Here is a 20,892-nt window from a genome sequence, read left to right as displayed (position 1 = left end):
GGGAGTGGGACAGAATTCTTTTTAAATTCGTCGTCCCACCCCCGCAAGGATGACTAGAACTGAAAAAAGCTTGATTTAAGCGCATTTTCAGTTCAGTCAGCTACTGCGAATTTGCAAAATAGCATCATCATATTATTTATGTCCCAGGCTCTTTAAAATTAGATAATACCATCGCACCTACCAAGGCTATAATGGCTCCTGAAATCGTGCTCGCCCATTGATATTTTTGTTCTAAGACAATACTGACTGTCGCCCAAACAATAATAATTGCCCACAATATCCATGTATCATCTTTCGCGATCAACGTCCCTATAGTTAACATAATGTCATCCCCTTTCTTTGAATAACATTTTATCCCATACACATCTAAAATTCGATAGCCTATGCGTTTTTTTAACTTAATATTTCATTGATAATTATTATCAATGAAATACAAAAACACTCTGTACATTACTTAAAAATAAGTCTATTCTATGTATGAAAATGTTCGAAAGTTGGAAAGAAGGTTTCGAGATGAATCACTCTGTTAAATATAAGAAATTTATATTACCCCTTGTCATTGGCATACTTATCGCTGTGCTTGCCCCCTTCAGACCCGAATCACTCAGTCTGGATGCATGGCTTATGTTTGCTATATTCGTAGGTACCATTATCGGTTGTATCACCCAACCGATGACGATTGGTGCCGTATCAATTATAGGATTCACGTTAACTATATTAGTTGGCGTTATCGATACTAAGACAGCGGTTCAAGGTTTCGGAAATCCAAGTATTTGGTTGATTGCAATGGCATTCTTTATCTCTAGAGGGTTTGTTAAGACTGGACTAGGACGACGTATCGCACTTCAGTTTGTAAGACTATTTGGTAAAAAGACACTTGGTCTGGCATACTCACTCGTCGGTGTAGATTTAATATTAGCGCCAGCAACACCTAGTAATACTGCCCGTGCTGGTGGTATTATGTTCCCAATCATTCAGTCACTATCTAAATCATTTGGTTCTGACCCAAAACAAGGCACCGAACGTAAGGTGGGCTCATTTTTAATCTTTACCGAATTTCACGGCAACCTTATCACTGCAGCCATGTTCTTAACAGCAATGGCCGGTAACCCACTCGCTCAAAATTTAGCAGAGAAAACTGTACATGTTCACGTAACTTGGATGAACTGGTTCTTAGCAGCCATCGTTCCTGGTATTGTTTCACTTATTGTCATACCATTTATTATTTATAAAATGTATCCACCAACAGTTAAAGAGACACCGGATGCGAAACATTGGGCTGAAAATGAATTAGCAGCAATGGGTTCAATTGCTAAAGCCGAAAAATTCATGATTGGTGTATTTATTATCGCATTACTACTTTGGGTAGTAGGTAGCTTTATTGGTGTAGACGCTACATTAACTGCGTTTATCGCATTATCTTTATTACTTATTACAGGCGTGTTAGATTGGAAAGATATTTTAAATGAAACTGGCGCTTGGAATACATTAGTTTGGTTCTCAGTGCTAGTGATGATGGCAGATCAACTGAATCAATTAGGCTTTATTCCATGGTTAAGCCATACTATCGCAAACAGTTTAGGCGGTCTAAGTTGGCCAATCGTCCTTGTGATTCTAATAATCTTCTATTTCTATTCACATTACTTATTTGCCAGCTCAACCGCTCACGTCAGTGCCATGTACGCAGCATTACTTGGTGTAGCCGTTGCTGCAGGTGCACCACCATTATTTAGTGCATTAATGCTTGGTTTCTTTGGTAACTTAATGGCATCTACAACACACTACAGTAGTGGCCCTGCACCTATACTTTATGCAGCTGGTTACGTTAGTCAGAAACGTTGGTGGCTCATGAACCTAGCCTTAGGCGTTGTGTACTTTGTAATCTGGCTCGGTTTAGGTTCACTATGGATGAAATTAATAGGATTGATGTAACTATATTAAGGAGAGAAACTTGTACAAGTAAGAGTTTCTCTTTACGAAATTTTTCAGAATTTTCTATTTATTTTATAACTAGTAACGGTATAATAGATTTATCCAAATAATTATTTCAGAATAAAGGTGACAACTATGAATGAACTTCAAGAAAGCACTCTAAAAGACTTAGCGTTATGTATTAAGGCAAGTCAAATGGTAGACGAGCAAAATAATATAATTGAAAAAGAAAATATCTATATTAGAGATAAAGTAATTAAAAATATACGTAGAAATGCATTAATATATCGATTAGTTATTTTTATATTATTTTTCTTATTATTATCATCTATTTATTTAAAATTCAGATATGTACTACTTGGTTTAATAGTGTATATAATATATTTCATCAGAATTAAAAAATATTCTAAAAATAATCCTGCTTTTCTCAACTCTATGAAATACTCGTTTACGCGTAATAGATTAATTCATAAAAATCATTTTACTTCTTCAATTAATAGAATTAATGAAGCCAATAAAGTTAAAAATGAAGTAGCAACTGTTTTAAATGACATAGATATATATAAACGTATTCCGGAGAAATATTGTAATGCTTATGCTGCAGCTAAAATGTATGATTATTTTCTTACATATCGTGCCGACAACCTAAAAGAGGCTATTAATTTGTTTGAACTTGAAGAACATCAATCAAGATTAGAAGCTAAACAAGACTATATTATAAAGCAAAATGACCAAATACAAATTGATGTTTTGGCTTCTAGATACGCTTCTGAACTTGCTGCACGTGAATCCCAAAAAGCTAAAAGTACTGCTTCAACTGCAAGTTTCATTTCTTTCATGAATTTATTGAAAAAATAATAAGAAACCAATGTTGGACGCAAATGTGTGCCCAACATTGGTTAATACCGCTACTCAACCTTATACAACGAAATTGAAATCAATTTCACACTTCTTCTAACACTTCTATTGATTCTTGTTTACAAAACAAAGCTTTTTCATTAAACAACCAAAATACTATATGAACTTATTTAATCATTGATTCCGATACGCTAGAACTCATAGGATATTTACAAAAAAACGCTTTAAAACATATATGCGTTGATTGGTATGATCATGTTAAACTAGAAAAATTTTATTGTGAAGAATGCGGATTTAAAATTTTCCAATATAAAGTTACTGGTAAAGATAAACTTGTCTCGGCCTACTATAAATTTGAGTAGTCGAAAAAAATCCATTTTATATAATCTCCACCAATAAGCTATATCTTTTTCTTTCTCCTCTTGCATGAAATATACAAATTATTTATGTTTAAAATAAATGATACTTCTTGTAATTCTTTAAAAGTAGGTGAGCAGTATGTATACACATAAAATTGGGCATGTCTTATCACCAAAATTAAAAAACATTGTTGATGTAGACGACCCTAACAAACAGTTAGGAACAATTAAGCGCTTTGAAATACATGGTTTTGAATATTTATTCATTGAGGATATGCGTATTTTTTTCAAAGCAAGATGGCGTATTTTTAACAATGAACAACGCTTAGTATTTAAAGGACGCAGAAAATTTCCATTTATCACCAAAAAATATATCGTTAATTATTTTGAATCGGAACCTCAAGTAACGCATGATATAATCATCCACCAAAAATTATTTCCCGAGAAAACAGATTATCCTTATTTTTATTTTAATGATGAATGTTATACGTTACGTTATGATTTCTTTGAATGGAGTACAATTGTAAACGAAGATACTGGCAGTACAATAGCAAGTTGGAAGTTAATAAGAGAACCAAATAAACAAGTATATTTTGAGTTATTAGATCCCACTATGGCGCAACATCAATTATTATTTTTAGGTATCTTCAATACAATTTTTGAATACTAATGATTTTGTGTTTTAACATAAAAAACCACACGCTTTTTCCTTAAATTCATAGCGTGTGGTTTATGTCTATAATTCAGTGATTTCTATCGTCTTTTTCTCTAAGTTTGCCTAAATTAACTATGCCTATAGTAAGTGGCGCATATAAAAACATTAATGCATATGCCACATTAACACCCATTACAAAATGAAATATACAGAATACCAATATACCCACTACTATTAATAAAATGTTATGCCAACGTTTATCTCCAAATGATGAATGTTTAGATGACATGTTATTTTCATCCTTTTCCAAATATTATTCTCTTTTATCATATCAAATATCAAAGTCTTCCTAAATTACCCATCAATCTCAAACCCTAAATCTTCAATCATTTGATAATCGAGTTCATTCGGTTGCCCACCTGTAATCAAATAATCACCTACAAAGATGGAATTGGCTGCTTTTAATGCGATGGCTTGTAAAGAACGTAAATTGACTTCACGCCCACCTGCAATACGAATTTCTTTAGATGGGTTAATCAATCGAAACATCGTGATAATTCTTAAACATTTCATTGGAGACAATAAATCGAGTCCCCCGAATTTTGTCCCTTTAATTGGATGTAAGAAATTAATTGGAATACTATCAGCATCAATTTCTCTCAACGCAAATGCCATATCGATAATATCCTCGTTCGTCTCACCCATGCCACAAATCACACCTGAACACGGCGAGATGTGATTCGCTTTCATGATTTCAACCGTACGTACACGATCTTCATATGTATGTGTCGTTACAACCTCGCTATGATAACGTTCACTTGTATTTAAATTATGATTATAGCGATCCACGCCCGCTTCTTTTAACTTCTCCGCTTGCGCTTCATTTGTTAGTCCTAAGCAGGCACAAATTTTAAGTTGTGGATGCAACGCTTTAATATCATGAACCGTCTCACAGATATGATCAACCTCTCTATTTGTAGGACCACGCCCACTCATCACGATACAGTATGTACCAATATGGTTATCTATCGCTACTTGTGCACCTGCTTTAATTTTTTCTGGTTCCACTAAGGCGTATCGTTGTTTGTCTTTCATTTTCACAGATTGACCGCAATAACCACAGTCTTCTGAACAAATTCCACTTTTCGCATTAAGTATCATATTTAATTTCACTTTTTTCCCGAAAAAGTGTTTACGAAGCACATACGCTTCATTTAATAATTCAAACGTATCTATCGCTTCATCTTCAAATAATGCTAACGCCTCATCCTTACTTAATGCGTCTTGATTTAAGATACGTTCTGCTAAATTTAATCTCATGTTGTTAAACCCCTTACTTTATAAAATCCCGTAAAAATTCTAAATGTAAACCTTATATATAAATAAGTTTACATTAACGACATGAAAAATTAAATATTTAGCCGGAAATTAAACAAAGCAAAAGGCTGGAACGTATTAAAACATCCCAACCTATATCAACATATTCTTGTTCTATTCATCATTGTAGGGCTATGCAACAAAATCTTTTTGACACACTCGATTTCTGCCTTACTCTCTATTCTTCATCATAATTTTTCTCTAATTTACGCAGTTCATCGCGTGTTTTCTTCTGCAAACCTTCACCGTAATCCATCATTTGTACAATATCTTTAAAGGCAGCATGTGGAATGGCCAGCTCATCTAACTCATCTGGATGTACATGTAAGTCAATGGCGTCTTCACGTCCTTCTGCCAATTTGCGCACGAAATCTGGTTCTGTCACAAATGGTGAAGACATGCCAACCATATCAGCGTTACTTAAAGCATCTAGTGCTGTTTCAGGTGAATTAATACCGCCGCTTGCAATGAGTGGTATACGACCATTTAAATGTTCATATACAACTTGATTAACGCGTCGTCCATAATGTGCGCCAGGTGTACGTGTCTTATTCTGATAAATATTACGCCCCCAACTTGCGATAGCCAGATAATGAATATTGGCGACGTCCATAACCCAATCGATATGTTGATTAAATTCATCGACGGTATAGCCTAAGTCACTACCTCTGGTTTCTTCAGGTGTTGCTCTATAGCCGAAGATGAAATCACTTGGTGCTTCATCATCAATCACTTTCTGTACTGCTTGCATGACCTCTAAGCCAAAGCGTGCTCGATTCTCTAATGAATCAACACCATACTGGTCATGACGCTGATTAGAGAATGTTGAGAAGAATGTTTGTAATAATAAACGTTGTGCGACTGAAATTTCAACACCATCAAAGCCCGCTTGGATCGCACGAGATGTCGCATCTGCATATTGTTGTGTAACTTCATGAATTTTATCAACTGACATCTCTAACACGTTGTGTTTAATTGGTGAATGCAAGGTCATTGGACTGGGACCATACACTTCCCCATAATTCATAATTGCAGTATTTGAGAATCTTCCAGCATGCGCAAGTTGAATAATCGCTTTATTACCATCTTGTTTCATCGCTTGCGCAACTTTTCTAAGCCCAGGAATACAAGCATCATCAGAGATATTAAAGCCGTATTCAAACAATTGTCCATATGGCTCAATATATGCTGCGCCGGTTACTTGCAATCCTGCTGAACTTGCGCGTCGTTTCGCATAACGTAAATCTTCTTCTGTGATATGTCCTTCTTTCGTAGATGAGTTCGTCGTCATTGGCGAAAGGACAAATCGATTGGCTAATGTAATGCCATTAGATAATGTAATGGGTTCTAGCAATGGTGCGTACTTCGACATTTTATGACATCCTCTTTCGTTCATTTTTGTATTATTTTCAAAGTATCATGCTTTATGACAATACACAATCGACTTGTTTGTGAACGATTTTTTGCCCCCTTTTCGGGAAAAGAAAATAGCAGTAGAACATTTGTGTGACGTATAAACTAAATTACTACAAAAATTCTTTAAACACGTTAAAATGGTGGTGGGTATTATAATAAGGGACTAAACAATTAAGCTTTGGAGATGAGCACCAAGTGGATTTCAATATATTAGATTATGCCATGATTGATGAAGGTAAGGATGCGACACAAGCATTACAAGATACAACAAGACTTGCTAAACGCGCTGATGAACTAGGTTATAAACGTTTCTGGTTAACGGAACATCATGACGTTCCAGCGTTTGCGAGTGGTAGTCCTGAACTCTTAATGATGCATTTGTTAGGGGAAACGAAACGCATTAAGTTGGGGTCTGGCGGGGTCATGTTACCGCACTATAGCCCGTTTAAAGTGGCCGAAAATTTCAAAATGTTAGAGGCACTCCACCCTGGTCGGGTTGACTTGGGTATCGGCAATAATCCAGGTACAGCGGTGGTTAAACGCGCAATGGACGAGGACAAACGTGATTATCTTGATTATGCACAAAGTATTGAAGATATTCGCCATTACTTGACGCAAGCACCAGAAGCCCAACGCGTAGGACAGGTCATTAGTCAACCTCAGCTATCTCGTCATCCTGATATGTGGCTCTTAAGCGCAAGTCAACGTTCAGCTAAATTAGCTGCTACACAGGGCATGGGCTACACATTAGGGACATTCTTATTACCAAACCAGGATAAGATTGATGCAGCTAAAGCGTCTGTCGAAACGTATCGCGAACATTTTCAACCGACTGCGTTAAACATGTCACCCATAGTCATGTTAACCACGTTTGTCATCGTTACGGATACTGAAGAAGAGGCTCAAGACTTATTACATGCACTTGACGTGTGGTTATTAGGCAAACAACAATTTGCTGAGTTTGATCGCTTCCCTTCTATTGAAACAGCTAGACAATATAAATTAAGTGACCGTGATAAACGCGTTATCACTCAACACCGTTCACGAATTTTAGCCGGAACAATAGCGCAAGTGAAACCCCGCTTGGATGCCATGATCCAAGAATTTAAGGCGGATGAAGTCTTAGTTGTACCACTATTACCAGGCATCGACCAACGATGTCGTACAATCGAACGCATAGCACAAGCGTATTTATAAATAAAGAAAGGATGATATGTAATGGCTAAATTAGCTAATTATTTATATGTAGAAAAAGTAGGTAACCAATATATTTATCATATGACACCTGAATTACAAGATGATGTAGGTACTGTAGGTTATGTCGAATTTATGGGCGCAGACGATGTTAATGTTAATGATGAAATCGTCAGCATCGAAGCATCTAAAACTGTATTAGATGTGCAATCTCCACTTGCAGGTAAAATCGTTGAACGTAATACGAAAGCAGAAGATGAACCAGCTATTTTAAATTCAGAAAAACCAGAAGAAAATTGGTTAGTTAAATTAGAAAATGTAGATGAAGCAGCATACGACGCATTACCAGATCCAGATGAGGACTAAATGCAGTGAATCAACAAGAACGTTTAGCTTATCTAATTGAAGCCATGTGGAAAGAACAATATGGTGACAAACCTTTAGACTTCCCTGAGACTGACACAGAACAGTGGGAATTGTATCGAGGTTTGGCCAATGTTCGTCCACCTGAGCCTGTAAGTTCTGAGTACTTAGAGATACAAGATGCCTTTTTATCTACATTGAACAACCAACAAGACATCACACATATCGATGATTTAACACCTATTTCAGATGCGTCACTATATGTATGGCAAGGTGACATCACAACACTTGCTATTGACGGTATCGTCAACGCAGCGAACAGCCGATTCTTAGGATGTATGCAAGCGAATCATGATTGCATCGATAACGTCATTCACACTAAAGCTGGTGTACAATTACGTCTTGATTGCGCTGATATCATTGCGCAACAAGGCCGTAAAGAAGGTGTGGGGAAAGCAAAGATTACCTCTGCGTATAATCTACCAGCGACATATGTTATTCATACAGTCGGCCCTCAAATTCATAAACAACCTGTGTCACAGATGAATAAAGATTTGCTCGCACGTTGTTATCGAAGTTGTCTGGCACTCGCCGACGAACATGGCTTAAAGCATCTAGCATTCTGTTGTATTTCAACAGGTGTCTTTGGATTCCCTCAAGATGAAGCGAGTCGCATAGCAATTCAAACCACACGCGACTATTTGCATGAAACTGGCTCAAAGATGAAAGTACTCTTTAATGTATTCACAGACAGAGATTTAGCACTTTATAAGGAGGCTTTCAATGACGACAACAGATAACACAACACAGAAACAGAACTGGATTGCACTTGATAAGGCGAAACAAGCAGACGCTAATCAAACCGATATTTTAGCACAAGCGATTGATGAAGCAGATGCCATTGTTGTAGGTATAGGTGCGGGGATGTCTGCATCAGACGGCTTCACTTATATTGGTGAACGCTTTACGCAGAATTTCCCTGATTTTATCGAGAAATATAACTTCTTCGATATGCTACAAGCGAGTCTGCATCCATTTGAAAGTTGGCAGGAGTATTGGGCATTTGAAAGTCGTTTCGTGAAATTAAACTACTTAGATCAACCTGTAGGTCCTTCTTACGTGGCACTTAAACAGATGCTTCAGCAAAAGGATTATCATATCATTACGACAAATGCAGATAATGCCTTTCTAGTGGCAGATTATGATTTAGACAAAGTGTTCCATATTCAAGGAGAATACATTCTCTGGCAATGTAGCCAACACTGTCATGCACAAACGTATCGTGACGATGATGCAATTCGCGAAATGGTAGCCCAACAAGAAGACATGAAAATTCCATATGAGCTGATTCCACATTGTCCTAAATGTGATGCACCTATGGAAATTAATAAACGTAAAGCACAAGTAGGGATGGTTGAAGATGCGGACTTCCATGCACAACTAGATCGCTACAACCATTTTCTAGACACGCATAAAGATGGCAAAGTGTTATATCTTGAAATCGGTATTGGTTATACGACACCACAATTTGTGAAACATCCGTTCCAACGTATGACACGCCAAAATCCAAATGCTGTGTTTATGACGTTAAACAAGAAAGCGTATCGCATCCCTAAATCAATCCAAGATAGAACGATTCATCTTACTGAAGATATTGCGTCGTTAATCATTCATGCACAAAGACAATTAACAACTTAGGAGACGAGAACATGTATTTAATAGAACCTATTCGTAATGGTAAATATATCGATGATGGCGCCGTTAACTTGGCGATGCAAGTATATGTTAATAACCACATCTTTTTATATGAAGATATATTACTTCCATATTATTGCCAACCGAAAGTAGAAATCGGTCGCTTCCAGAATACTGCAGTAGAGATTAATCAAGATTATGTCGATGCGCATCATATTAAAGTGGTCCGCCGTGATACAGGCGGTGGCGCAGTTTACGTGGATGATGGTGCCGTTAACGTATGTTGTATTTTAGAACAAGATACCTCCATATACGGAGATTTCCAACGCTTCTACCGTCCTGCCATTCAAGCACTACACAATTTAGGTGCCACTGACGTCATTCAAAGTGGTCGAAATGACCTTGCTTTAAATGACAAGAAAATTTCAGGCGCTGCGATGACATTATTGAACGATCGTATTTATGGTGGTTATTCATTATTATTAGATGTTGATTATGACGCCATGGTCAACGTGTTGAAACCAAACCGTAAGAAGATTGAATCTAAAGGTATTAAATCCGTACGTGCCCGTGTCGGTCAAATTCGTGATGCATTAGATCCTAAATATCAAGACATCACGATTCACGAATTTAAAGATCTTATGATTACGCAAATCATGGGCATTGATGACATTAAAGATGCTAAACGCTATGAATTAACTGATGAAGATTGGGCTGGCATCGATCAATTAGTCGCTGAAAAGTATGATAATTGGGAATGGAACTATGGCCGTTCACCACGATATGAATACAACCGAAATGAGCGCTTTAGTTGCGGCACAATTGATATTTCCCTATCAATTGAACATAACCGTATTGCCAATTGTCGTATTTATGGCGATTTCTTTGGTCAAGGCAACATTCACGATGTTGAAGCACATTTAATTGGGACACGCATGGTCAAAGCAGATTTAATTGAACGTTTGAATGACATTGATTTAACCTTCTACTTTGGCAATCTTAGCGTAGAAGAATTTGTGGCATTTATATTGAGTTAATTACAGCAGAGCAATTTTAAGTCACATTTTTGCATTTCTGAATGTTACTAACAGCTGTAACACATTGGGTAAACCTCATTCCCTTCACTACGTTATTTAGTGAGGGGATTTTTAATATTTAAATGACCACTAAAAAACCTGAGCTTAGTATGTAAATCACATACATTAAGCCCAGGTTTAACTTATTTATTAAAATGTATTGAGTGTTATTTTATAACCATGTCAAAAGTCAATCACATAACATTACTTTTTAATTAATGTACCAATCTTACCATCTAAGGCATCTCCTAAGTCTTCAAGAGATGTGATTAATACACTACCTTCTGGATTTTTCTCGATGAATTGTAATGCCGCTTCTACTTTAGGTAACATACTGCCTTTTGCAAATTGACCGTCAGCAATGTGTTTATTCATTTCATCTACTGTTACTTCACCTAAAGCTTCTTGATTATCTTTACCATAGTTAATGTAAACATAGTCTACTGCTGTTAAGATAATTAATTGATCTGATTTTAAGTGTGCTGCTAATAAAGCACTTGTTTTATCTTTATCGATAACAGCATCGACGCCTTTGTAGTTACCTTCTTCTTTAACAACTGGGATACCGCCACCACCAGCTGCAATAACGAGTGTGCCGTGTTTAATCAATGTTTCAATGCTATCTAATTCTACAATGTTGATTGGCATTGGAGAAGGTACAACTCGACGATAACCACGTCCTGAGTCTTCTACAAATTGATAACCTTTTTCTTGCATTGTTTGATCTGCTTGTTCTTTAGTATAGAATAGACCAATTGGTTTTGTTGGATTATCGAATGCTTGGTCATCACCAGCAACTTCTACTTGTGTTACTAATGTAACAACTTGTTTATCGATACCTAATTCATGAAGTTCATTTAATAAACTTTCTTGTAGTTGATAGCCAATGTAAGCTTGACTCATTGCGCCACATTCAGGGAATGGGAACGCTGGTCCTTGGCCATTTTCAGCTGCATAATTTAATCCTAAATTAATACTGCCGACTTGTGGGCCATTACCATGACTGATTACAACTTCATAACCTTTTTGGATTAAGCTAACTAATGATTTAGCTGTTCCTTTAACTAATTCTAATTGCTCTTCAGGTGATTGTCCTAAAGCGTTACCACCTAAAGCCACTACGATTTTAGACATAGGTAGGTCTCCCTTCGATTATTCTCCTAAAGTTGCAACCATCACAGCTTTAATAGTGTGTGCTCTGTTTTCTGCTTCTTGGAAGACAACAGATTGTTCACTTTCAAAGACTTCGTCAGCAACTTCCATTTCAGTTAAGCCATATTTTTCTTGAATTTCTTTACCAATTTTAGTTTCAGTATCGTGGAATGATGGTAAGCAGTGTTCGAAGATTGCACGTGGGTTACCAGTTTTTTCCATCATTTCTTTAGTTACACGATATGGTTCTAATAATTTAATACGTTTTTCCCAAACTTCATCAGGTTCACCCATTGATACCCAAACGTCTGTGTAGATAACGTCTGAACCTTTAACACCTTCATCGATGTTATCAGTTACTAAGATTTCGCCACCATTTTTAGCTGCGATTTCTTTACAACGATTTAATAATTCATCTGTTGGATTTAATTCTTTAGGGCAAACTAAGTGGAAAGTCATTCCCATAATTGCTGCACCTTGCATTAATGCATTTGCAACGTTGTTACGTCCATCTCCAACATATGTGAAGTTAATTTCGTGGTATGGTTTTTTCAATACTTCTTTTGCTGTTAAGAAGTCAGCAAGTACTTGAGTAGGATGATCTTCATCTGTTAAGCCGTTCCACACAGGCACACCTGAATATTTCGCTAATTCTTCAACAGTACGTTGTGAGAAGCCACGGTATTCGATTCCATCATACATACCACCTAATACACGAGCAGTATCTTTAGCAGATTCTTTTTTACCCATTTGGCTTCCAGTTGGTCCAAGATATGTCACGTGAGCGCCTTGATCATATGCTGCAGTTTCAAACGCACAACGTGTACGCGTAGAGTCTTTTTCAAAGATCAAAGCGATGTTTTTACCTTTAAGCTTTTGTTGTTCTATACCAGCGTATTTCGCTCGTTTTAAATCCTCAGATAGATTTAGTAAAAACTCAACCTCTTTTTGTGAAAAGTCTAATAGTGTTAAAAAACTTCTATTTCTTAAATTTTGCATCTTGTACAACTCCTTTGTGATATCTTTCACATGTATTGTAAGCGATAACAAAATATAATACAACACTTTTTAAATAAGTTTATAAATTATTTATGTATAATTGACAAAATATTTACAATAACATGATTTTAGATATTTTTACATTTTATAGCGTTATAATGAAAGAGATTACTCCAATTTTTATATTTTTATTATTACACATAAGATAGTATTATTAAACTTATTTAGTAATTCGTTTCTCATTAGCGAAACTTGTTCCATTTTTAAAATTTATATACAAATAAACCTTCTTTGTCACAATGGTACAAAGAAGGTTTATTTTGATATTATGCGTCTTTAGCGCCTCGATTAATCATGTCCTGTTTAGTAACAATTGGGTATTTCTTAAATACGAGTGAACCAATCCAACCTGCAAGTCCACCAACGATAGCCATCACTACACCGTATATAACGACTGTCATTGGATTATTAAAGCCAAACATGACAAGGAAACCTGCAATCGGTGTCGCTGTACCTGTCGCATCATTAACCATACCAGATAATGCGATAATTAGACCTGCTGCAGCACCACCGAAGAAGTTGGTTATGTAAATTGGAATTGGGTTAGCTGATACGATATCTGCTTGAGATAACGGTTCAATACTTACTGAAATTGTTGATTTACGGTCACCTAGTTTTAAACGGTGGAATAATGTTCCGTTCATAAATGCTGAACTAAATGCAGCCATTGCCCCGATTGCCATCGGTATACCTGTTAATCCGAGTAATGCGGTTAATGCCATTGAACTTAATGGCGCTGTACCAACAACTGTAATGATACCTCCGAGAACAATCCCCATAAAGATTGGATTCGTGTCTGTACTGCTTTGAATAATGTCACCAATTTTCAAGAGTGTATTATTAACGACTGGTGTTAAACCAGCTGCAATTAATCTTGCAAGTGGCGCAAGTATCACAACCGAACCAATTAAATCGACACCGTCTGGAACATATTTCTCTGTGTATTTCATTACGTAACCAATCAGATAACCTGCGAAGAAACCTGGTAAGAGATCCATACCACCACAGGCAGCACCAATCACTAGTGCATAGACTGGAGACACACCAATCGCAAGTGCAGTTAATCCTGCTGCAGCAACGCCACCAAGGCCTCCCGCAGCATCTCCTAACTCTTCAAGAAACTTTATGCCAAAGACTTCTCCGCCTACATACTTGTTGAATGCTTCGACTAAGAACGTTGCAATCGCCGCATTTGCTAGTGCTCCCATCGCACGCATACCATTTGGCGCTTTATACGTAAATAATGTAAAAATAATAAGAACTAAAATTAAGAATAACGTACCAATAAGTAAATCCATAATATTTTTCCATCCCCTTATAGATAATAAAAAAAAGAGAATATAAGTTAACTATTTTAAACCCCTAAAGTTATCTTTTATCCTCGTTTAGTGACTATTTTACTAAAAAAACAAATTATATTCCACGGAATTTATTATTTTTTATGTAAAAAGCAAAATAAATACTATGCAAAATCATATATACGTAAATCGCATTTAATTGTATCGGTTTGTAATGGAAAAACTTAGAAATCGTAGGATAGCATGGCACACTGAAAGATAATATCTTCACCTTCACTAAAATTAATATTTTTATCCTTTTTGTTTGTGAAAAGAGTTTTATTTTAAATTGAATGGGTATTTATCAAAAGTAGATACATGATTTATGTATTTGTTTTGGGAGACTAATTGCATTCGTAATATTCTTTACGTGATCAATTACATGCTCTTTTCTTTTCAATTTAGTTTGAATTACTCAAACTTCCTTAAATTATTGAGTACATTTATGAATTACTAGTAATCCCATGCCAATAAAATGTATCCTTACGTACATTTTATTAAAAACCCAATTTTTATATTTTCCCAAAACGCCAATATGGCCGTTGAAGCACTTATAGTTCTCCCAATGCTATAAGTGCTTTTGTTGTGTGAAAAAATAGAGAAGTGAAACTGCATTCACTATGAATACAATCTCACTCCTCATTTAAATTAAATATTACCTTGAGCATCTGCAGTTTTTGTAAATGCTATAATTCCCTCTATCATTCCAATAACACCTGGAATGCCTGTCCAACACAATAATACATATAACAATGCCTTTCCATATTGTTTTCTGTAAAAACGATGTGCACCTAGTCCACCTAGAAAAAATGCTAAACCTGCATAAACATACTTGTTCACAATGAGTTCGTCTCCTTTAACCAAATGATTTAAAGAAACGCCGAAAAGTTCTGTCATCTCCAATAATGAATGCATATCTGGAGAACTTACTTCCCTTTCCCAATTTGAAATAGAATGTCGAGAAACATTTAGCTTTTCTGCTAACTTCTCTTGAGACATCTTTTTAGACTTCCTTAAGTTTCGAATACTTTCCCCAACATGGTTAGATTTCAAATCAATCCGCTCCTTTACGTTGTCATCATATGGTTAAACCTTTGTTTCTTCTAGCGAAAATTATGAACAAACAAGCTATTTTTGCAGAAATTTGGCGATTTACAGTGATTTTTTAAGTTTAAGACCCTCCGGAAGATAGGGTCAGTCTAAAATTTAGTCATGATAATTTTTCCAATTTCTTAATCCTTTTAATTAAAAATAAAGCAACTAAACTTAAAATGACGATGCCTACAAGTCCTGTTGATCCGTAAAGTAGTGGGTTGAATTCTGACGTTTTAATAGAGAATGTCGTGATCGTACTTGAAAATTGATTTAAAATGCCATGCATTATCGCGGGTACAAAAATACTTCCAGACTTGATATAGGCATAATAAAGAATAATCCCCATTGGAATACACATCAATATCATCATTATATTTCCTATAATTGGGTGATTTGGATAATTATGACCCATTAAAATAAGAGGTAAATGCCATAGTCCCCAAATGATACCTCCTATAATTAACCCTTTCGTTAATCCAAATTTAATTAATTGAGGGTACATCAATGCACGCCAGCCCAATTCTTCTCCAAGGTAAGCAATGATACTAAAAGCGATTCCCACAGTTAAATTAAGTGCCAATGGTATTAATAAACTCATTAAAGCGGGTACATCAGGTATAACAATAAAAATCTCTTTCATTCTATGTTGTAGTTCTGAACTATTTAAAAATTGGTCAGGATTTAATATATAAGACACAAGGTAAATTATTATCAATATCATTAACATCATTATTGGAAGTATAAACCAATATTTAATTTTACCTAATCTAAGTCCAAAGAATTTCCAAAATGTATAATCACGATAAAAAACAGCCCATACGATGATTGCTGAAATAGCTGGAAGCAACATCACTAAACTCGCAATTATTGAGAAAGCTTGAAGCCCACCTAATATGTAAACAAGTCCTTCTATACTATAGGTTAAGACGAATACTAGAAGAATATATGTAAGTAGCGAACGACGCATCATTGGTATGGTACCTCCTTATTGTTGATTTAGTTTTTGGTACTTTCTTTTTCGTAGCCAAAGTAGAATAGCTAAAATAATTGCACTTCCTATGTATAATCCAAGCAGTAATCCTAATGTGCCAAAAACGCCTTGTTGTGTTTCATGAAATTTAATGATAGATTGCTTTGAACTCATAAAGATAAATCTACTCGTTTCTAAACAAACTAAATGAAATAACATATTTGCCCATAAGGAACCAGCAAATTCTCTATATAGTTGTAACGTGATGCCAAATATATAAAATTGAATCATTAAACCTACAACTGATAATAATTCCGGATTACCTAAATGTATGAAATTTGTAATAATATGTACTGTTCCGCCAATGATTGCAAATAATAATGGTTGGATAAATAGCGATGGCATAAATTTGAATTTCTTTCGTAACTCATACAATATCAATCCACGTATGAACACTTCTTCTGGAAAAGCTTCATATAGTACTGCGAAAAGACAATTAAATAAAAACATTCCCCAAATATGTATATCTTTACTTACGCTCACATTTTGCATTAACCCTGTGCTAATACCGATTACAAGTACGACACATGTAATTAAAAATGGTAACGCCAATGCTATGGCTAAATCACGCTTGTTACTATACCCTTTTAATTTAATTTCTTTTAAAATATCTGGGTTCTTTGAATGAATGTACTTTAATATTACCAATGCCCCAATAGTAAATATAATTCCGCTGATCAACTGGCCAATAGGTTTCGCTAGACCATGATTCATAGCAAAACCACCTATTTCACCTGCAGCTTCCAATATAATAATTGCAAGAATCATATAAGTTAAAATTTTATAGATACTAAACTGCCTTAGCTTCATAAATCGTTATCTCCTTCAAGTTAAATTATGATGCGTGCAATTTAAGGCTAACATAATAAAGCACAAAGCTTAATAACTGCTTTGCGCTTTAAATAAATTAGAATTTGTGTGATTGATGTCTATGATTTGGCACAACTATATCCTCTTTAAAAGTAATAAACATCGCACTTAGAAATTTCATTAAAGTTTTTGCAAAATTTTCTTTTGGTTCTGAATTAGCTTTGGTAACCCATATTGTTAATAATTCTACTAATAATGCACTCGTACCGGATGATAAATAATTTTTGGAATTTTCATCAATTTGAATTATTTGGTTTTGGTACCAAATTTGCTCAAATGTTTCTTTAAACTTTTGTTGGAATCCGGAGCGTAATTCTGGCGCTAAAAACAAACTAAATTTTCGACGCTTCTTTTCAATATAATTTAAAATTTCAAGAAGATAATTTTTCATTGTTTCTTCTTGAAAACCTCGTTGAAAAACGATACCCCTTACTTTTAAGCTATGCTCTTTAATGTCATCTAACAATCTATCTTGTAATTGCTCTAATAAATCATATTTATCAAGATAATAGTCGTAAAAAGTTGAACGATTGATTTGGCTTTTTCTAACAATTTCAGAAACTTTAATATGATAAAACCCTTGATCTTCAAGTAATTCTAAAAAAACTTTATCAATCTTGGCTTGAGCTTGATTTCTATGTTTTTCCAATAGTTATCCTCTCTCTTCATACTATCCTACAGTTTTGAAATTTTGCGGGGTGATTCATTATTCATAGCTTATTATACTAAACCTAACATAAAAAATATAAGGAGGAGCAAACATGATGAATTACAAAATTACGTTTAAAGTTAATGGTAAAGAAGTTTCTCAGGAAGAGATTCGTCATATGGAACTTAATCGCTATCAATTAGTCTTTGATGAGTTATTTTCAAAAGGTATTGTACCAACTTTTAAAGGCAAAGAAATTACAAAAGATCAAGTTTCTACTATGTCTCTACAAGATTTAACCCAAAGCCTAGCTGAAACACGTGAAAATTTAGGAAGAAAGAAAACACTAGATCTTTACCGTGAAGAGTTAGCACTAGGTGATGCTATGTGGCATGATTTCGCTAAGTATTCTCGTTCTCGAGAAAACTTAAAGCCTGGTGTAGTTGAAGTTGAAACAGAAGGTATTAGTTTAGAACAGTTTATGCTTCTTAACCAATCTATTGCAAAACAAAATAATCTTTTCTTACCTTCAACAATACATCCTGAACATTACTACTTCGAAGCAACTGATAATGGCGGACAAGTTATTGTTGAACGTTTTGGTCAATATAAATATCCTGTGCATCTTAACTTAATGCAACCTGCAAAAGATGATAAGTATACTCCTGTTCCAGTAGATAAAGATACTGATTTTGCCATGACGGGTTATACTCATTTAGCGTCTGATGATTCTGATACTAAAATTATCGGTATGCACCAATTTAAAAATAAGAAAAAAGGATTGGTCGTCAAACTAGGTGTTTATTTGCCAGAAGCTGTACCTGAAGAGCTTGTGACAGGACACCAATGGCATCTTATGGTTGAATTTAACAACTGTCTGCATAAAGCAGCTCAAATTAAACCTAATTTCTTCCAAAAAATCATTTTCAAATTAGCACTTAAACGTTTGAAAAATAAATATAATTAAATCTTTTAAGGTATGAAGAGCAAAGTTACATTATCGCTTTGCTCTTAAATTATATTGATTTAGTTTATATATGCTTTTTCATTGCTATTAAAATAATTGCTATTAAAAATAATACAATTGCTACGAATGAAGAGGTATTACCGTATGCGCCACCTGTTAGGAGTACGTTGTTCGCTTTAATAATATATTGAATCACGCCGTATTCATCATTATGTGATGTAATATGAATAAGGTCTGATAAATTCCAACTCATATGCATAAAGACACTTGGCCAAATAGAATTAAATTTATACGTTGTTAGACCATATAATATACCAGCGATCGTGCCACTTATGACTAGTAATATTAGACTGACCCCAGACATACTGCCATTAAACAAATGAACTAAAGCGAATAGTACTGATGTCACAATGATGGCGAAGGTCATATTTGTTTTCTTTTCAATGTAGCCCATTAATAAGCCTCGCACTGTTAATTCTTCAGCTATTGGTGCACAAATTCCACCTAAAACGACAATTTCAAATAATATATTGAGATATTCTGTTACAGTATCAACTTTCGTTATTTCAAAGTGTCCAGGAATAAAGACGCAATAAATGATGATATTTATAATCGGAATCAGCAAGCCAATTAATAGATAACTGAGTTTAAATTTGTGTAAGTTAATTCGATAGTCACATAATTTCGCTTTAAATCCTTTATTTATTAAAAGTTTGACGAATAAAAAGGTAAGTCCTACATAAGTAATACCATGTAAGATTGTTTCAAAAGATTTCAGATCTAATAAATGCCATAATATCGCAATATTTTGCGCAATGACTGTTAGTATAAACGTTAAAATAATGACACCAATCATTTTTAAATACATAATTATTAAGCTCATCATGTACCTCCTAAATTGAGTTAGGAGACCCACACTATTAACTTGTGAAGATTTGTGTTATTGTTCCACACACGATAACAACTATTATTAATACGAACCACCACTTTTGTGATAAGAAATCCCAAAAATTTAAATGTTCAGGATATGATTGTGTTTCTTCTTTTCTAGATGAATAAGACGGTTTACCTGTTAATAATTCGTCCGTTGTAATATCAAAACGTTGCGCTAATTGCACAATCATTTGTGCATTCGGTTCAATCGTGCCCTGTTCCCACTTGGAAACGGTTTGTCTCGTGGTATGTAATTCAGTAGCTAATTGATCCTGAGTAAGATTATTCTCTTTCCGATGTTGCTTAATCTGTTCAGCAAGTTTCATAGTTATGGTCACCTCTCTTCTAACTTAGCAAGTTCATATGTCACTTTCCGCATACAAAATGGCGCATTCCATTGAATTTCGCTAACATTTTGTTTCCAAAACTTAGCATATCATGTTAACTCATGTTTGATTGTTAAAATCATAATATTTACTAAGTTTGTTTGACACATAGTTTTAGTTAGCCTAAAATAAAGATGATTTAATAAAAAAACCAACCTATCTATTAGGTTGGTGACAAACTATAGCTAGAACTTTTTTAGAGTTAGTGTCTCTAATTTTTCTTACTATTGATTTAACCCTTTATTACTGCAATAATAAAGGGTTTTTTATTTGTTTTTAATAAGAAATGTAAATACTGAGTAAATTAGGATATTGATAGTTAAAACTAATTCTAAATTAACATTAAAAATTAATATCAATTGCTATTATCACCTCCTACACATGTAAGAAATGATTAGTCTAGCTATAATTTAATATAATTATACTTAAGTTGTTTCTATATTGAAAGTAACTATTACGTGACAAAAGTTCGGAAATCCTTTTTAACGG

General features: G+C 34.8%; 21 protein-coding genes and 1 pseudogene. 9 read left to right on the top strand and 13 right to left on the bottom strand.

Going from position 1 to position 20,892, the window contains the following annotated elements; all coding sequences use genetic code 11:
- Positions 1–151: 151 nt before the first annotated feature.
- Positions 152–322 (bottom strand): annotated as a pseudogene (locus KA858_RS08400) (DUF819 family protein); the annotation flags it as partial.
- A gap of 191 nt (positions 323–513) precedes the next feature.
- On the opposite strand from KA858_RS08400, the gene KA858_RS08395 reads away from it, so the two are divergent.
- The 3 genes from KA858_RS08395 (at position 514) to KA858_RS08385 (ending at position 3,819) form a co-directional block, all read left to right on the top strand.
- A complete protein-coding gene (locus KA858_RS08395; protein WP_210135426.1) occupies positions 514–1,932 on the top strand; it encodes an anion permease in 1,419 nt (472 codons plus the stop codon).
- A gap of 135 nt (positions 1,933–2,067) precedes the next feature.
- On the top strand, positions 2,068–2,790 hold the full coding sequence (locus KA858_RS08390) for a hypothetical protein (RefSeq protein ID WP_210135425.1): 723 nt from the start codon (positions 2,068–2,070) through the stop codon (positions 2,788–2,790).
- 498 nt (positions 2,791–3,288) lie between these two features.
- On the top strand, positions 3,289–3,819 hold the full coding sequence (locus KA858_RS08385) for a tubby C-terminal domain-like protein (RefSeq protein ID WP_210135424.1): 531 nt from the start codon (positions 3,289–3,291) through the stop codon (positions 3,817–3,819).
- Between the two features lie 73 nt (positions 3,820–3,892).
- Here KA858_RS08385 and KA858_RS08380 read toward each other — a convergent pair whose 3' ends face one another.
- From KA858_RS08380 to KA858_RS08370, 3 genes are all read right to left on the bottom strand, one after another.
- Positions 3,893–4,093 (bottom strand): hypothetical protein, encoded by a 201-nt coding sequence (locus tag KA858_RS08380; RefSeq protein ID WP_210135423.1) that lies wholly within the window; start codon positions 4,091–4,093, stop codon positions 3,893–3,895.
- 65 nt (positions 4,094–4,158) lie between these two features.
- Positions 4,159–5,124 carry a biotin synthase BioB gene (gene bioB, locus KA858_RS08375; RefSeq protein WP_210135422.1) on the bottom strand — a complete coding sequence of 322 codons (966 nt, stop codon included), beginning with the start codon at positions 5,122–5,124 and terminating at the stop codon, positions 4,159–4,161.
- Between the two features lie 235 nt (positions 5,125–5,359).
- On the bottom strand, positions 5,360–6,553 hold the full coding sequence (locus tag KA858_RS08370; protein ID WP_210135421.1) for an NADH-dependent flavin oxidoreductase: 1,194 nt from the start codon (positions 6,551–6,553) through the stop codon (positions 5,360–5,362).
- A 239-nt stretch (positions 6,554–6,792) separates the two neighbouring features.
- Between KA858_RS08370 and KA858_RS08365 the strand changes: the two genes are divergently transcribed.
- The 5 genes from KA858_RS08365 to lplA are packed head-to-tail and all read left to right on the top strand — an operon-like array spanning position 6,793 to position 10,886.
- Positions 6,793–7,794, top strand: a complete 1,002-nt coding sequence (locus KA858_RS08365) for an LLM class flavin-dependent oxidoreductase (RefSeq protein ID WP_210135420.1) — start codon at positions 6,793–6,795, stop codon at positions 7,792–7,794.
- Between the two features lie 21 nt (positions 7,795–7,815).
- The gene (locus KA858_RS08360) at positions 7,816–8,157 is read left to right on the top strand and encodes a glycine cleavage system H family protein (protein WP_210135419.1); all 342 of its coding nucleotides are present in this window, start codon (positions 7,816–7,818) and stop codon (positions 8,155–8,157) included.
- A 44-nt stretch (positions 8,158–8,201) separates the two neighbouring features.
- Complete coding sequence (locus KA858_RS08355) at positions 8,202–8,954, top strand: protein-ADP-ribose hydrolase (protein WP_210135428.1); 753 nt, start codon at positions 8,202–8,204, stop codon at positions 8,952–8,954.
- Positions 8,938–9,852, top strand: a complete 915-nt coding sequence (locus KA858_RS08350; RefSeq protein ID WP_245342069.1) for an SIR2 family NAD-dependent protein deacylase — start codon at positions 8,938–8,940, stop codon at positions 9,850–9,852. Before KA858_RS08355 ends, KA858_RS08350 begins: the two co-directional genes overlap by 17 nt.
- A gap of 11 nt (positions 9,853–9,863) precedes the next feature.
- Entirely contained in the window at positions 9,864–10,886 is a 1,023-nt protein-coding gene (lplA, locus tag KA858_RS08345) for a lipoate--protein ligase (protein WP_210135418.1), read from the top strand.
- A gap of 243 nt (positions 10,887–11,129) precedes the next feature.
- On the opposite strand, the gene arcC is transcribed toward lplA, so the two are convergent.
- The 7 genes from arcC to KA858_RS08310 all read right to left on the bottom strand — a co-directional run bounded on the left by arcC (position 11,130) and on the right by KA858_RS08310 (position 18,117).
- Complete coding sequence (arcC, locus tag KA858_RS08340) at positions 11,130–12,059, bottom strand: carbamate kinase (RefSeq protein ID WP_053030081.1); 930 nt, start codon at positions 12,057–12,059, stop codon at positions 11,130–11,132.
- Positions 12,060–12,077: 18 nt separating this feature from the next.
- Positions 12,078–13,076, bottom strand: coding sequence for an ornithine carbamoyltransferase (gene argF / locus KA858_RS08335; RefSeq protein WP_053030082.1), 999 nt, complete (start codon positions 13,074–13,076; stop codon positions 12,078–12,080).
- A gap of 326 nt (positions 13,077–13,402) precedes the next feature.
- Positions 13,403–14,434: a PTS sugar transporter subunit IIC gene (locus KA858_RS08330; RefSeq protein WP_053030083.1), complete on the bottom strand. Its 1,032-nt coding sequence runs from the start codon at positions 14,432–14,434 to the stop codon at positions 13,403–13,405.
- 687 nt (positions 14,435–15,121) lie between these two features.
- Positions 15,122–15,526 (bottom strand): NINE protein, encoded by a 405-nt coding sequence (locus tag KA858_RS08325; protein ID WP_210135417.1) that lies wholly within the window; start codon positions 15,524–15,526, stop codon positions 15,122–15,124.
- 157 nt (positions 15,527–15,683) lie between these two features.
- Positions 15,684–16,538 carry a CPBP family intramembrane glutamic endopeptidase gene (locus KA858_RS08320; protein WP_245342067.1) on the bottom strand — a complete coding sequence of 285 codons (855 nt, stop codon included), beginning with the start codon at positions 16,536–16,538 and terminating at the stop codon, positions 15,684–15,686.
- Positions 16,539–16,553: 15 nt separating this feature from the next.
- Positions 16,554–17,408: a CPBP family intramembrane glutamic endopeptidase gene (locus KA858_RS08315; protein WP_210135416.1), complete on the bottom strand. Its 855-nt coding sequence runs from the start codon at positions 17,406–17,408 to the stop codon at positions 16,554–16,556.
- A gap of 97 nt (positions 17,409–17,505) precedes the next feature.
- Complete coding sequence (locus tag KA858_RS08310) at positions 17,506–18,117, bottom strand: TetR/AcrR family transcriptional regulator (RefSeq protein ID WP_210135415.1); 612 nt, start codon at positions 18,115–18,117, stop codon at positions 17,506–17,508.
- Positions 18,118–18,229: 112 nt separating this feature from the next.
- Here KA858_RS08310 and KA858_RS08305 point away from each other — a divergent pair, with 112 nt between their 5' ends.
- Positions 18,230–19,084 (top strand): hypothetical protein, encoded by an 855-nt coding sequence (locus tag KA858_RS08305; protein WP_210135414.1) that lies wholly within the window; start codon positions 18,230–18,232, stop codon positions 19,082–19,084.
- Positions 19,085–19,148: 64 nt separating this feature from the next.
- Here KA858_RS08305 and KA858_RS08300 read toward each other — a convergent pair whose 3' ends face one another.
- Both KA858_RS08300 and KA858_RS08295 read right to left on the bottom strand, forming a co-directional pair.
- Positions 19,149–19,967, bottom strand: coding sequence for a CPBP family intramembrane glutamic endopeptidase (locus KA858_RS08300; RefSeq protein ID WP_210135413.1), 819 nt, complete (start codon positions 19,965–19,967; stop codon positions 19,149–19,151).
- A gap of 37 nt (positions 19,968–20,004) precedes the next feature.
- Entirely contained in the window at positions 20,005–20,343 is a 339-nt protein-coding gene (locus tag KA858_RS08295; protein WP_210135412.1) for a helix-turn-helix domain-containing protein, read from the bottom strand.
- Between the last annotated feature and the right edge of the window lie 549 nt (positions 20,344–20,892).

Source organism: Staphylococcus sp. GDX8P80P (assembly GCF_017893095.1).
GTDB lineage: Bacteria > Bacillota > Bacilli > Staphylococcales > Staphylococcaceae > Staphylococcus > Staphylococcus borealis.
The sequence above is the reverse complement of the archived record's forward strand: the minus strand, read 5'-3'. Positions and strand labels throughout refer to the sequence as shown.